Annotated in this window: 17 protein-coding genes and 3 pseudogenes; 15 read left to right on the top strand and 5 right to left on the bottom strand. The window is 59.7% G+C overall.

Translation table 11 applies throughout. The features are described 5' to 3' along the window. Positions 1-188 precede the first annotated feature (188 nt). The gene (locus FJ958_RS27505; protein WP_140748059.1) at positions 189-371 is read right to left on the bottom strand and encodes a DUF3606 domain-containing protein; all 183 of its coding nucleotides are present in this window, start codon (positions 369-371) and stop codon (positions 189-191) included. Between the two features lie 274 nt (positions 372-645). Here FJ958_RS27505 and FJ958_RS32580 point away from each other — a divergent pair, with 274 nt between their 5' ends. Together FJ958_RS32580 and FJ958_RS32490 are read left to right on the top strand one after the other, a co-directional pair. Next, positions 646-939 (top strand): hypothetical protein, encoded by a 294-nt coding sequence (locus FJ958_RS32580; protein WP_348642226.1) that lies wholly within the window; start codon positions 646-648, stop codon positions 937-939. Positions 940-1,139: 200 nt separating this feature from the next. Then, a complete protein-coding gene (locus FJ958_RS32490) occupies positions 1,140-1,274 on the top strand; it encodes a hypothetical protein (protein WP_281406689.1) in 135 nt (44 codons plus the stop codon). Positions 1,275-1,353: 79 nt separating this feature from the next. Here FJ958_RS32490 and FJ958_RS27485 read toward each other — a convergent pair whose 3' ends face one another. Then, complete coding sequence (locus tag FJ958_RS27485) at positions 1,354-1,545, bottom strand: hypothetical protein (RefSeq protein ID WP_140747966.1); 192 nt, start codon at positions 1,543-1,545, stop codon at positions 1,354-1,356. 416 nt (positions 1,546-1,961) lie between these two features. Between FJ958_RS27485 and FJ958_RS32260 the strand changes: the two genes are divergently transcribed. The 4 genes from FJ958_RS32260 to FJ958_RS27465 all read left to right on the top strand — a co-directional run bounded on the left by FJ958_RS32260 (position 1,962) and on the right by FJ958_RS27465 (position 3,688). Next, complete coding sequence (locus FJ958_RS32260; protein WP_246679788.1) at positions 1,962-2,411, top strand: recombinase family protein; 450 nt, start codon at positions 1,962-1,964, stop codon at positions 2,409-2,411. Then, the gene (locus FJ958_RS27475) at positions 2,401-2,826 is read left to right on the top strand and encodes a glyoxalase (RefSeq protein ID WP_140747963.1); all 426 of its coding nucleotides are present in this window, start codon (positions 2,401-2,403) and stop codon (positions 2,824-2,826) included. The genes FJ958_RS32260 and FJ958_RS27475 overlap by 11 nt, the downstream gene beginning before the upstream one ends. A 330-nt stretch (positions 2,827-3,156) precedes the next feature. Further along, positions 3,157-3,297, top strand: coding sequence for a hypothetical protein (locus FJ958_RS27470; RefSeq protein WP_246679786.1), 141 nt, complete (start codon positions 3,157-3,159; stop codon positions 3,295-3,297). A gap of 103 nt (positions 3,298-3,400) precedes the next feature. Then, a complete protein-coding gene (locus tag FJ958_RS27465) occupies positions 3,401-3,688 on the top strand; it encodes a hypothetical protein (RefSeq protein WP_140747957.1) in 288 nt (95 codons plus the stop codon). Between the two features lie 533 nt (positions 3,689-4,221). Here FJ958_RS27465 and FJ958_RS27460 read toward each other — a convergent pair. Beyond that, complete coding sequence (locus FJ958_RS27460) at positions 4,222-4,656, bottom strand: hypothetical protein (RefSeq protein ID WP_140747954.1); 435 nt, start codon at positions 4,654-4,656, stop codon at positions 4,222-4,224. A gap of 288 nt (positions 4,657-4,944) precedes the next feature. Between FJ958_RS27460 and FJ958_RS27455 the strand changes: the two are divergent. After that, positions 4,945-5,202: pseudogene (locus FJ958_RS27455) on the top strand (PilZ domain-containing protein); the annotation flags it as partial. Positions 5,203-5,236: 34 nt separating this feature from the next. Here the strand turns inward: FJ958_RS27455 and FJ958_RS32255 are convergent. Further along, positions 5,237-5,389: a hypothetical protein gene (locus tag FJ958_RS32255; protein ID WP_246679793.1), complete on the bottom strand. Its 153-nt coding sequence runs from the start codon at positions 5,387-5,389 to the stop codon at positions 5,237-5,239. Between the two features lie 49 nt (positions 5,390-5,438). On the opposite strand from FJ958_RS32255, the pseudogene FJ958_RS27445 reads away from it, so the two are divergent. Further along, a pseudogene (locus tag FJ958_RS27445) lies at positions 5,439-5,717 on the top strand ((2Fe-2S)-binding protein); the annotation flags it as partial. A 398-nt stretch (positions 5,718-6,115) separates the two neighbouring features. Here the strand turns inward: FJ958_RS27445 and FJ958_RS27440 are convergent. After that, positions 6,116-6,652: a carboxymuconolactone decarboxylase family protein gene (locus tag FJ958_RS27440; RefSeq protein WP_140747945.1), complete on the bottom strand. Its 537-nt coding sequence runs from the start codon at positions 6,650-6,652 to the stop codon at positions 6,116-6,118. Positions 6,653-6,841: 189 nt separating this feature from the next. Between FJ958_RS27440 and FJ958_RS27435 the strand changes: the two genes are divergently transcribed. The 7 genes and pseudogenes from FJ958_RS27435 (at position 6,842) to FJ958_RS27405 (ending at position 13,065) form a co-directional block, all read left to right on the top strand. Continuing rightward, complete coding sequence (locus FJ958_RS27435; RefSeq protein ID WP_210243486.1) at positions 6,842-7,381, top strand: TetR/AcrR family transcriptional regulator; 540 nt, start codon at positions 6,842-6,844, stop codon at positions 7,379-7,381. Between the two features lie 328 nt (positions 7,382-7,709). After that, positions 7,710-7,969, top strand: a pseudogene (locus FJ958_RS32250) (hypothetical protein); the annotation flags it as partial. A gap of 101 nt (positions 7,970-8,070) precedes the next feature. Further along, positions 8,071-8,811: an ATP-binding cassette domain-containing protein gene (locus FJ958_RS27425; protein ID WP_140747939.1), complete on the top strand. Its 741-nt coding sequence runs from the start codon at positions 8,071-8,073 to the stop codon at positions 8,809-8,811. A 55-nt stretch (positions 8,812-8,866) separates the two neighbouring features. Next, the gene (locus FJ958_RS27420) at positions 8,867-9,928 is read left to right on the top strand and encodes an ABC transporter permease (RefSeq protein ID WP_140747936.1); all 1,062 of its coding nucleotides are present in this window, start codon (positions 8,867-8,869) and stop codon (positions 9,926-9,928) included. A gap of 51 nt (positions 9,929-9,979) precedes the next feature. Next, complete coding sequence (locus tag FJ958_RS27415; RefSeq protein ID WP_140747933.1) at positions 9,980-10,984, top strand: sugar-binding protein; 1,005 nt, start codon at positions 9,980-9,982, stop codon at positions 10,982-10,984. A gap of 87 nt (positions 10,985-11,071) precedes the next feature. After that, the gene (locus FJ958_RS27410) at positions 11,072-11,821 is read left to right on the top strand and encodes a glucose 1-dehydrogenase (protein ID WP_140747930.1); all 750 of its coding nucleotides are present in this window, start codon (positions 11,072-11,074) and stop codon (positions 11,819-11,821) included. A 335-nt stretch (positions 11,822-12,156) separates the two neighbouring features. Then, the gene (locus FJ958_RS27405) at positions 12,157-13,065 is read left to right on the top strand and encodes an MBL fold metallo-hydrolase (protein WP_140747927.1); all 909 of its coding nucleotides are present in this window, start codon (positions 12,157-12,159) and stop codon (positions 13,063-13,065) included. Positions 13,066-13,068: the final 3 nt, after the last annotated feature.

The following is a 13,068-nucleotide window of genomic DNA, read 5'->3' as shown; positions in this document are numbered from 1 at the left end:
GCCTGCTGGCCTCCATATCCAGCAGACATGATGAATCAGATATTCTCGCCGATGGGAATCCCTCGCGATTCCATCAGCTCAGATTATGCTCTAGGCAGCACGCCCGCCGGACACGTTCGGCCTCGCCACAGTCCTCGGCCGGGATCATTATCGAGGGTCGCGCGCGAAGCTGCTCGAACCTCTCCACCTTAGCTTTTGGCAAGGGCCGTCGCCTCTCGCTCTAACGTCTCGCGATCGTTGCCGTGCTTTGCAATGAGGGCTCGCGCCTCGGGTATGGTGAGCTGGAATTTCCGGGCGAAGTAGGCGACCTCGTAATCTTCACCGCCAGACACCCGGTCGCGGAAGTCACGCTTGCTCTTATCGTCAGCCATCGGTTGTTCCTCCTTGGCGAGATTCGCAACGTGCGATCGGTCGTTTTGTTTCAGCCGCTATTCCCCGGTTCGGAACAATTTTAGATAAAGCTAATTGAATCGCCGTGTTGCGTAAGAACAATAGGCTGGACTTCATCAGGCCGATGGAGCCGAACCTTTTTGAAGAGCCGCCTACGGCCACCGAATGTATTCACGAGGTTAAGCAGGACGGCTATCGGACGCAGGCTATGAAGGACCGCGACAGCATTCGGCTCTTCACCAAAAGAGGCCATGACTGGACAGGCGTGTTCTCGGAACTGGCGGGCGAAGCGATTGCGACCGAAGCGCAAAGCTTCATCCTGAAGGCGAGAACATCAAGATCAACGCCGCTGGGCTGGCCGACTTCCATGCGCTGCAAAGCGCGGTTGGCACCGGAAGCGCCAGGGATATCTGTCTTGTTGCCTTCGATCTGCTCTATCTCAACGGTGAAGACCTACGGGATCATGCAGTGGAAACGCACCGGGAAATCCTCCAGAGCATTATCCCCGCAGGCAACCGGATCCGCCGAAGCCTGGCTGCAGGGCTTTGACGGCCGGATTATTGGTGCAGCCAGCGTCGATTCGGTGAGCGACCAGTTGGAGGTGGAACTCGACGAGCTAGCTGTGGGGAAGCCCGCCGGAACCTAACTTCGCGCCTAGCTTATGGCTGGATGAGCAGTCGAGCGCTGAATCTCCTGCATAAATGGATGGAGGAAAACGTTCCCGAAAACCCGTGATTGACCCGGGTCCAATGAACGATCTTGCCGACAGGGCCATATCCGATGCGATGCGGGCCGCGATTTCGCCGCCTGAGATCGGTGAAGAGGTGGGTAGCCTTTTCGCCGTCATGGTCGAGGCGGTGGAAAACCAGCACCGCGGGGGCTGAGTAGTTGTAGACGCCCTACTGCGTTGCGATTGAAGTAAAGCCGTTCATTCGATGGGAACGCGACAAGCCTGTGAAGGGCTTACGTCCGGGTGATCGTGTGTAATCCTAGCCGTATCCGCTGGCCCTCCGCATAGGACAGCGCGGATGATTCCTGCTCAAATGCTCGGGTAAGTTCTTGGTGGTCTTCGGTGACGCGGACGAACCATTCGCCACAAGCTTCCGCCAACTCGACACGGGCCACAACACTGCGGAACGGAACCACGTTATCCATCGCGTTCCTCCCCAGAGAGCAAGGGTAACGTCGACTTTTATAAGACTATCGAAATCACTAGATCAAGTGAGATTCGGAGTCCGATTTCGTACCAATCGGGAGTGCCGGCAGACGATGGCCAGTGTCGGGGCGGACCGTCGTGAACATGGGCGGCTGCGTTGGAAGTGGGAGCAATCGCCCCAGAACAATGTCCTTGCTTTGGGCCATCCGGCCCATCTTCCTTCACAACCAGAAGCAGAATGCCTTCTCGTGTTTCTGCGGTGGCGCAAGAACGACCGGGGCCGGATTGGGGTCCAATAGGAACGTTGCCGAGCCGCGTCTCCACGATGGCCAAGTACGGACTTCAGTACTCCAGCGGTAGCTTCGACGCCGACACCAATTCTTCCTCGTCTCTAATCCCGGACCGGTAGATCGCTATGACTCGAGCGGCGAGCGCGTCACGCACGGTCGACCAAGATCTTGATACGCAGTTGGCCAAGTTGAAGGCTGAGGGCTGCGAGATCATTCGCTCGGAGAAAATGTCGGGCGGTACCCGTGACGGCCGTGCCGAGCTGGCAACCGTTTTGGATCTTCTTCGTCCCGATGACGAGTTGGTTGTGACCCGCCTTGGCCGCCTCGTGGTGCTGACGGTCCTGGGCATCGTCGCGCAAATGGAACGCCGGTTCATCAAAGAGAAAGGCGACCTCCGACGAATCGCAGACACCAGCTTCCTTGGCCTTCTGATGGATCGCATGCGAACTCCCTCGCTCGAACACGAAGGCCGATTAGTGCGAAAAAACCGAGCTAGAGGCCTGAAAAACGCCTTCCCAAAGGTGTTGTGTCAAGATTGGCTTTCGGAAAATTCAGGAGACAATCATGCATGTTGAGTTGGTAACCAGTGTCAGCGTTATCAGCGCCACTCCGGCAGCGAGCAGAAAGTTGTATGTTGATGCGTTAAGCCTGCCGTTGAAGCGCTTGGATGGAGAGTATTTTGCCACTGAACAGCTTGAAGGCGTTAGACACTTTGGTGTCTGGCCCCTGAATCAAGCAGCCGAAGCATGCTTCGGTACTGACGTGTGGCCGAAAGAGCTTCCCATTCCACAAGTCAGCATCGAATTCGAACTCAGAGATGCTGAGGCACTAGCCGCAGGTGTGCAGGAGCTGGAATCGGGCGGGTTCAAACTTTTACACGGCGCAAAGACGGAGCCTTGGGGGCAGATGGTTGCACGCTTGCTCACCGTGGATGGCGTGATCGTCGGTCTGTCGTACGCTCCGTCGCTTCATGAAAAGCGCAACTCGTAGCATGCTCGACTGGTCAAGCCGACCAACGGCCTTTGGGGGCGAGATACGTGTCCCGCCCGGCCTATAGAAATCGTCAGTGGCGGGAATTGGAACCCTTGGGCGGGCCGCGCGGAAAGGGAAATCTTGCGGTTCGGCAGCGTCACCGTCTCGCGCCGGGAGGCAAGGCTCGAAGCCTCAAGGAATGCTGCGCCACCGGCCTCGCCATAGGGCCCCGGCAAGGCCATTGGAAAGCGTAGCAAGGTTAAAGCACAAACCCGGCAGCCAAATGGAGCCAGATGCGCGGATGTGCTGAGGGCGAAACAGAAGTCAAAGCAGAGGATCGAAGTCCCATTGGATAGCGATCTGGAAGTGGAAGCCGCCTACTACGCACGCAAGTGCGGCATCACCAGAGACGAAGCTCTCAGGACCATCAAGGAAGCTCATGCGCCGAAGCCTTCATTTGTCGGAAAGGAAGGCCGGAAGGGTAAATAGCAAGCGAGGTTGTTTGCAATGCCCCGGAACCGACCCGACCAACTACACGTTCTCCCGTTGCCGTCACTTCTAAGTGCAGGACACGTAAACGGAGGATATCCAAATGACAATCAAAATGCTCTGCATGGGTGCAACTGCGCTCGCAATGATGGGTAGTGCTGCAATGGCTGCTTCCACGAGCGGTACGTCCGCGCTCGATGACCCGGCTAAAATGTCGCCGTTCTTCACCGATGCGGGTATGAAGACCATGAAATCGCAAAAGGATTTCAAGACCGCGTGGATGGCTATGAAACCCGACGAGCGTACGGCGATGATGAAGGAATGCGCCGATGCGGCGGTTAAGAAGGCGCACGCAAAGTTCTGCGCGATGGCCAAGAAGATGGGTGGCTAACGTCAGCTCTTCCGGGAAAGCCCAGCTCGCTCGTCCAGGAAAAGGTGTCGGTTCAGATGAACGAGCCGGGCTCCCGCGCTCGCATGAGGCCAACCCGGCGCTCGGCGGATACAGAGAGCCGATAACGCTCTTTGTTGACGGGGACGTGCCGGACATGGAATAGGGGCTCCGGTCTAAGAGGGTAATAGCATCTCTTCCTTGGCGTCCTCGATGGACGCCCTGCGAAACACGGCTGTTTTCACCTGGTCGATCATGGCATCATGCAGAGCTGCACTGCGCTGTGCCACCTGGGGCCACGCTTGGTCCATTGCAGGACCTGCTCAGCTGAACCCTCGATGTTGTTGCACTGGTACGTGGCGCCGGGGTGGCTGGTTGTTACGGAGACCGGCGTATTGGTTGCGCCCCGTCCCTAAAGAAACGAGTCGTAAGGAATGCTCGGGTGGGCGTAGGATTGTCTGCTCGTACGAACATTCCCCGGTGCGCTCCATTTTCCACGTGCCGTGAACAGCAGCGACACCGCCGCGCGTCTCCTACTAAGTGCCCTTGGCGGCCTGCTCGATCAATTTCGCCAGCAAGTGGCGGAACCTTTGGTCGGTCGTATCCGCAATGTTTCCTATATCCTCCGTCACCATGCCGGGTGCAGAGACTAACACCTCCCCACTTATCGGAACGCTGACCCTGAATGCCCTTCTGGCGTTCTTCTCTAACAATCCCCCATTCTTGTAGATTCGAAACCGAACAGAGGGCGCTAAGGCTTTAGCCTCGCGGCGTGGCGTAGTGTCTATGTCGATGGTCACCTCTCCCGCCACCTCTGCCTTGGCTTCTTGCAACGACTCAATCACGACCTTGCCTAGCCAAGCTCTGGCTTGCGCGCCAAAGTCCACCTTTGGAGTATTCCCACCGGCTCGATCTTCTTGCTGATGGTGAGCTTTCTTGCCGCGTTCAAGGGCCTCTTTGAATTTAGACATCCTGGTCGCCTCCGACTGCGCATGAGGCTGGCGGTCAGATCTGCCGCAGCTCTCCCGATCTAAGGAACGCGCGCAATCGGCGGACGTTGCGCGGAAACGGAATTGGTGCGTTAACGCAGTATTTCGTCAATTTACGGTGCAAGAGCACTCCTGAGCACTCGGCAGGCTGCTGTGGTCGCTATGAGGCGCAGGTAGGCTAGGTGGATCGAATGTAGTTCGGCCAACGTTTTCATTGGGGATGACCTGAAGGAGGTCACAATGGTTTGAGAAGCCGAGAATCGCCGGGAACGGCGGCAGCGAGTGCTGAAACGTGCGGCGATCATCAACGGAATCACAACCTCCGAAATCAGTTGCACGATTCGAAACCAGAACAGTGGCGGAGCTGAACTCAAGATGCCGATGGAAGCGCGGGTGCCTGAACGGTTCGTCCTTTACATGCCAACAGACGGCGTTGCCTATCAAGCTGTTCTGCGGTGGCGCAGGAATGACCGGATCGGCGTCCACTTCACAGGGACGTTGCCCAAGCCGCGTCTACACTACGGCTAAGGCCAAGCGCCACTCTGTGACACGCTGAGCGGGGTCACTGGGGCGAGAAGGACGGCACCGTCACCAACTCCGAGCGCCGCATATCACGCCAGCGGCCGTTCCTGGCTGCGCCTGGCAAGGCAAGGCCGGACTGGTGGATCATCGCCGAAGTGGCGCGGCGAATGGTTTCTCCGAAGCATTCGCCCATGGCTCTCCGGAGGAGATTTTTTTGCCGAGCACGCCGCGCTGTCGGGATTCGAGAATGGGCGGCTGAGCAAGTTGATGCGCTCCATCTCAGCCCGCGTGAGCGCTTTCGCGTCATCGCCGGCTGTGCCGGGGCCGATCGGCCCGATGTCGGCGCTACCGTCTGTTCCTGTTTCGGCGTTGGGGTCAACCAGATCGCTATGGCTGTAGCGTCGGGCTGCAAGAGCGTCTCAGCCATCGGAGAGAAGCTAAAAGCTGGCACAAATTGCGGCTCCTGCCGCGCCGAGATCCGCGCCATCATCGAAGGAGGCAGACTTTACGCCGCAGAGTGAGTGAGAGCTGTTGGGCGCCGAGTGTCGATGGCAGGTGCCTATTTAACGCCTACTCGGCCGCATCGTGACTTCGACCCCGATAACCGGGTTTGTCTGCTTCTGGGTAAGGCCGACACTGGCCTCCACGGCTGACAGTGGGCGCGTTGCCGACCGGCAGCTGGGGGGCCGCAAGAGGACCGGCGTGTTTGGAGCAGTGGTTGAGGGATCGCTGACTTTCATGGGGGTCGCGGACTTGCGGGCCTGCGTCACGTCCATGCCGCTGACCTGCTCCTCGGTGAACCTGCTCTTTTCGGCTCATCACGAAGGCGGACTCTAGCTTAGAACGGCAGAGGTTCAGGGGAGCAGGTCCACTTGCCGGCCGGAGCGCTACAGGCGGCTCCGACCGACGCGACCCTTGATCAATCAAGTTTGGGCGCGGCCGGGAAGTCGATGGGCACGCGGGTTACTGCATGAAGATAGTTGCTCACAGTCTTGTCACCGATGGTGACAATTGTGTCTATGAGGTTTTCCTTTGTCCAGCCGGCCGCGAAGAACGCGTCAACGAGCCCTTGATCTGCATGACCGCGCTCGATCACAACGGCTTTCACCAGGCGGGCCAGTGCGTCGAGCTTCGTGTCGAAGCTCGCTTGACCGCGGCGGATTTCGAGGATCTGCGCATCCGAAAATCCGACCAATTTTCCAACGGCAGTATGTGCGGCGAGGCAGTATTCGCATTCGTTAACCTGGCTTACGACCAGGTTAATCACTTCCCGAGCCTTGGCCGCGATGCTGTTTTTCGCATTCTGGAGGGCGAGGTAATTGCCTAGCGCATGTTCGGAATGGGCGAACGTTGCGTACAGGTTCGGCACGGTGCCGAGGCTCGCCTTCAGCTTGTCGAAGATTGCCTGATTGACGGGCGATACCTCATTGCGGGTCGGCACATTGATCTTGGTCATGCTTTCTCTCCTAACGGGTGTGATTCCAGAAGTCGGTAACAAGCTCTTATTTTGTAGCGACCGATACAGATATCGGCCCGCGCGTGCCGGCTTGTCAACAAAATTCTTTATCAATCGCTACAAATAGGCTATGATGACGCCATGGCACGCACAATTGCTTTCGATTACGAACGGGCTCTGGACAAGGCGATGCGGCTGTTCTGGAAACACGGCTACGCCGGGACCGGACTACGCGATCTCCTGAAGATTATGGGGATTGGCGAAGGCTCGTTTTACAACACCCTCAAGAGCAAGAAGCAGCTCTATCTGGCATGCGTGGAGCGTTACGAGATGACGGAGGGCCGCAAGCGCGCCCAGGCACTTCTGTCCGCGCCCACGGCCAGCCAGGGAATTCGCGCGCTGTTCGGCGTCGTGCTCGACTGCCTGGACGATCCGCAGACACCGTCCCGCCTGTGCATGTCGGCGGCGATGGCCTCGGAGGAGGTGCTGTCGGAACCTGACTTGCGGCAGTTCGTCGAGGACCGTGAGGAAAAATTCCAGGCGAGTCTTGCCGAGCGGCTGAGCCAGGATCGGGATAAAGGTGCGCTGCCGGCCACGTTCGATCCGCAGACCAACGCATCGATCATTGCCACCTACGTGCAAGGCATCTGGCGCGTGGCACTGGTGGATTTCGACCGGCCCCGTTTCGAGCGGCAGATCGATGTTTTCCTGACTGGCTTGGGGCTTTAGGCGCAGTTTCGTCTGGTCGCTGAAAGTCAGCGAGCTGTCCGTTAATCTCTGCGAAGATTATCGGATCTCGCACTATGAAGCCCGCATCCCCTCTGGTGCGTTGCGCACGCCTTTTGATCAACCTCGGAGGTCCAATCGGTGATGGCGGCGATCTGCCGGGATATGCCATTGACCGTGGAGCGGCGCGCTCAAGCCAATTTCCGCCTTAAGCGCTCCATTCAGCGACGCTCCGTCCCCCGATATCAGAGGATGGATCGACGTTCATTGACCGTAGTGCCGCCAGAACATCACAGACTTGCAAGCTCACGCCAGTCCTGCGCCATCTCCTTGGCAGGCTGCCACAGGGTACGGAAAGCAGCTTTGATCGGAAACGGCCATCGGGCGCTACAAGGGACACATCGGCCGACGTCTAAGGGCCCGCTCCTTTGCCGCCCAAAAGGCCGAGGTTGCCATCGTTGCGCTGTTCGCAACCGCATGCTGGCCTGTGCACGCCGGAGTCCGTTCGTTGCACACAAAGCAGAGCATAGCCGGCGGCCCGTCAAAGATCCCATTGCGCCGCAAGTCGCATCCCTGCACCAACGCCCCTAAAATCCTGATCTAATAATGATTGTGTTGACTGCGTTTCGCTGATTAGCTGTCTTGCATAAGTCGGGGACAAGGTTGGCAAATGTTGTCCAGGGAGGACCGCGATGCCGGTGCTTGAAGTTCGCCACGTTTCCAAGAACTTTGGAGCCATCCAGGCCCTGACCGACGTCAGCTTCCAGGTGGAGCGGGGCGAAGTCGTGGGTCTCATGGGGGACAATGGCGCCGGCAAGTCGACGATAGTCAAGACGGTGGCCGGGAACTTCCCGCCGAACGACGGCGAAATCATCGTGGACGGCGAGGTTTGTCATTTCCACAAGCCCGTCCAGGCCCGCGCCAAGGGAATCGAAGTCGTCTATCAGGACCTGGCGCTCGCCGATAATCTGACGGCCGCGCAGAACGTCTTTCTTGGCCGCGAGCTCAAGAAAGGCTTCTGGCCGATCAGGGTGCTCAATAAGCAGGCGATGATCGACCGCTCGGCAGCGCTGTTCGAGGAACTCAAATCGGAAACCCGGCCGCGCGACTTGGTCAGGAAGATGTCGGGTGGGCAGCGCCAGGCGGTAGCCATCGCGCGAACCCGGCTTTCGAACGCCAAGCTGGTGTTGATGGACGAACCGACCGCCGCCATCTCCGTACGCCAGGTGGCGGAAGTGCTCGAATTGATCAGACGCCTCAAGGCGCAAGAGGTCGGCGTCATGTTGATCAGCCACCGCATGCCTGACGTTTTCGCCGTCGCAGATCGTATCATCGTGCTGAGGCGAGGTTCCAAGGTTGCCGACAAGCAGGTCGACAACACCTCGCCAGAGGAAATCACCGGACTGATAACGGGGGCCATCCGTGGCGAATAGTGCTCGGCAGTCGGTTAGCGTCAAGGAGTCGTTCGGGGAAACCGTCGGGCCGGCCATGGCGGACTTCGTCCCGACCAAGGAAAAGACAGCTCTGCAGCATGTGGTTTCAAGTCAGCCATTCTGGGTGACGATCGCGCTCATTGCCCTCGTCATGTTGATGACAGCTATGGAGCCGAGCTTCGGCACCTCCGAAAACGTCGCCAACGTCACGCGCAACTTCGCACCTTTCGGCCTCATGGCGCTCGGCATGACGGTGGTGATCATCACCGGTGGCATCGATCTGTCGGTCGGCTCGATCATGGGCCTGGTGGCCATCGTCGCCGGCCTGTTCCTGACCTGGCACTATCCCTGGTACGTCGCCTTCGCCATCGGCCTTTTCTCGGGTCTGGCCTGCGGCGCGGTCAACGGGTTCTTTGTTGCTTATGTCGGAATGCCGTCCTTTGTGGTCACCCTCGGCATGCTGTCCGTGGCGCGTTCGCTGGCGGTCGTGTTCTCGGCCAACCAGATGCTCTACCAGTTCGGGCCCGATGCTCCGATCGTGAAGGCGATCGGCCAGGCGAGATGGCCACTGCATGGGCCGCAGGACTGGGCACCCCACTGGATACCGGGACTGTCATCGCAGTTCTGGACCATGGTGATTCTGGCCCTGATCGTCGGCTTCGTGTTCAATTTCACTGCCTGGGCCCGGCACCTCTTCGCCATCGGCGGCAATGAGGAGGCCGCCCGGCTTACCGGCGTGCCGGTCGACTGGATCAAATTCGAGGCCTATGTCTTCTCGGCTTTCACCGCCTCGCTCGCCTCGCTGCTGCTGCTTGGCTACAACGGCTCGGCCATCAACGCCATGGGCCAGGGCTATGAGCTGCGCGTGATCGCCGCGACAGTCATTGGCGGAGCCAGCCTCATGGGCGGCGCCGGCACGGCGTTCGGCGCGATAATCGGTTCGGCCTTCCTCGAGGTGATCAGGAATGCACTGCTGATGGCCGGCATCGATTCAAATTGGCAGGGTGCCTTCGTGGGCGCCTTCATCGTTCTTGCGGTTCTTTTGGGCATGCAAACCGGCGGCAGATCGATGCTCGCAGGGTCGCTGGCAGCCTTGATGCCCAAACGAAGCCGCTAGAAACCCGCCGGCGGGAGGCCTGCGGGGTCACACCAAGGAGGAGAACGTCCCATGAAAAAACATCTGCTGACGGCGGCCGTGGCGCTTGGCGCAATGGTGCTCGCCGCTTCCGGCGCCCAGGCAAAATACACCTTCGCCCTGGTGCCGAAGAACATGAACAATCCCTTCTTCGACCAGGCACGCGACGGCTGCAAGAAGGCCGAAGCCGAATCGAACGGGGCCTTGGAGTGCATGTATATTGGCCCCGGCGAGCATGGCGGCGGCGACGAGCAGGTACAGATCGTTCAGGACCTCGTTGCCAAGAAGGTGGACGGCATCGCCGTGTCGCCGTCGAACGCCGCGGCGATGGCAGTCGCGCTGCAGGCTGCCAAGGAAGCCGGGATCCCGGTCCTCACCTGGGATTCCGACCTCCTGCCCGAGAACAAGGACCTTCGCGCCGCCTATATCGGCACCCACAATTATGAGATCGGCGTCAACCTTGCCAAGCTTGCCATGCAGATCAAGCCCAAAGGCGGCACGATCTGTATCCAATCGGGCGGCGCGGCGGCGGCCAACCACAATGAGCGCATGCAGGGCATTCGCGATACGCTTTCGGGCACCAAATCGGCAGCCTCGCCCGGGGACCGGCTGACGGGCCAGAATGGCTGGACCGAAATCGAAGGCTGTCCGCTCTACACTAACGATGATTTCCCGCTTTCGGTGCAGCAGTTCGAGGACATCATGGGGAAAAACCCGAACCTCGACGCATTCATCCCAACCGGTGGCTTCCCGCAGTTCATTCCAGATGCCAACCGCGCTGCGGTAGCCCCGTACAAGGACAAGATCGCCTCGAAGGCCCTGGCCCTTGTCGTCGCCGACACGCTTCCCGTCCAGATCGATCAGATGAAGGAAGGTCTCTCCCTAGGCCAGGTTGGCCAGCGGCCGTTCGAAATGGGCTACAAGACGATGATGGCATTGAAGGAGATGAAGGACGGCAAGGCTCCGCCGGCTGACCCGACCTACACCGGCCTCGACGTCTGCACTCCGGAGACGGCGAATACCTGCGTCGCCAAATAGGCTTTTGGGCGCGAGGAAACTCCCGCCCTTTCCTTGGAGCGAGATGCGGTTAGATTGAAGCATTCTCATCTCGCTCCAGGGGCTTCAATGTCGGAATTGTTCTCGCTCAAGGGCCGTGTCGCATTGGTCACGGGTGCTTCGCGCGGCCTCGGCTTCGCCATGGCCAAGGCACTTGCGGAAAACGGTGCGACGGTAATCGTCAACGCCCGCGGCATGGACGCCCTCTCCGCGGCGGCGGAAAGCATCGGCGCCGAAGCCCTGCCGTTCGACGTTGCCGACGCGGCGATCTCAAGGGCGGCACTCCAAGGAGTCGTCGAACGCCGCGGTCGCCTTGATATTCTGATCAACAACGCCGGCATCCAGTATCGCAGGCCTTTGGTCGAATGGGAGGACGAGGATTTCGACCGTGTGATTGCCGTCAACCTTTCGGCCTGCTTTCGCATGATGCGTGATGCAGTGCGCCTGATGTTGCCAAATAAATTCGGGCGCATCATAAACACTGGATCGGTTGCGGCGATCCTTGGCCGTCCCACCATTCATGCCTATGTGGCGGCAAAGGCGGGCCTGCATGGATTGACGCGCTCCGCCGCCGCCGAGATGGGCCGTCACGGCATCACCATCAACGCGATCGCCCCCGGCTATTTCGCCACCGAGCTCAATACCGCGCTTATCGACGACGAGGCCTTCACCAAATGGGTCGAGGCACGAACCCCTGCGGGCCGCTGGGCCCAGCCTGAGGAACTCGGCGGAGCTGTGGTGTTTCTCGCCTCCAACGCTGCCAGTTACGTCAACGGGCATGTGCTGGCGGTTGACGGCGGTCTATCGGTTTCCCTCTGACTTGCGAACCGCAGCCCGTCAGTGCCTATTCCGGAGGGCGCTGGCGGCTTCGACGTCGCGGCCGCGCCGAAGGCGGCGGCAATCACGGCGGCAACGGCTGCTTCTGTGCCCCCGTCCATCGACTGACCCTCGCGAGGTCCTTAGTCGGAACTACAGGCACCTACATCCGCTTCCAAATTCTCTTTGCAGCGCACGGCGCAGGCTGCAAACCCGTTCGCGTGTCCTTCGCAGTTCGACAGACAGATCTCCGGCGCCAAGCCGGTTACGCGAAGTCCATCCACGGCCGCTCTTTCGCCCGCTTTGAGGTCTCATTGCCCGCGAGGTAGACTGCTCGCATGACCTTCAGGCTCATCTTCCTCGGCACCTCGGCCAGCGTGCCCTCGGCCGAGCGCAATCACCCGGCGCTGCTCGTTGAAGCCGGCAGTCAACGGGTGCTGGTCGATTGCGGGGAAGGCACCCAGCGTCAGCTTCTGCGCAGCGGCGCCGGATTCAGGCGACTTGATCGCCTGCTCCTCACCCACGCACATTTCGACCACGTGCTCGGGATTCCGGGCTTGTTCTCGACGCTTCGGCTCCGGCAGAGCGAGGACCTTGTGACCATTCATGGCAGCGCAGACACTCTCGACGTCGTCGCCCGCATGCTCGCTGGCCTTTGGGGTGGGGGATGCGCGCCGACCCCGCTGCAACTCGTGCCGCTTGTCCCCGGACGAGTGTTCGAGGTGGATGAGTTCACCGTCGATTGCTTTCAAGTTCGCCATCGCGACACCGACAGCTACGGCTTCGCCTTCGAGACGCCGGCGCGTCGTCACCTCCGTCCGGACCGCTTGGCAGCTCTGGGCGTGCCAGACGGTTCGATACGGAAGGACTTGGCCGAAGGCCGCTCAATTTCTCTCCCCGACGGCCGAACGATTGCTCCCGAAGCAGTCCTCGGACCACCCGAGGCTGGCAAGAAGCTGGTCATTGTAGGCGACACCGAAACCACTGATGGATTGGCCGACAGGGTGAGCGGCGCCGACCTGCTTGTCATCGAAGCCACATTCCTGCAACGAGATGCAGCGATGGCGCGCGACTACGGACATCTGACAGCTGCGGAGGCAGCATCGCTGGCAGCGACCAGTGATGTAAAGCAGCTCGTTCTTACGCACATCTCCGGCCGCTATTCCGACGAAGAAATTCTCGCGGAAGCCGTTCAGGCGTTTGCGAACAGCCTTATCGCAACGGATTTCACCACCCTCACCGTCTAGTGG

Source organism: Mesorhizobium sp. B2-3-5, from assembly GCF_006442395.1.
In the GTDB taxonomy this organism is placed as follows: Bacteria; Pseudomonadota; Alphaproteobacteria; order Rhizobiales; family Rhizobiaceae; genus Mesorhizobium.
The sequence above is the reverse complement of the archived record's forward strand: the minus strand, read 5'-3'. Positions and strand labels throughout refer to the sequence as shown.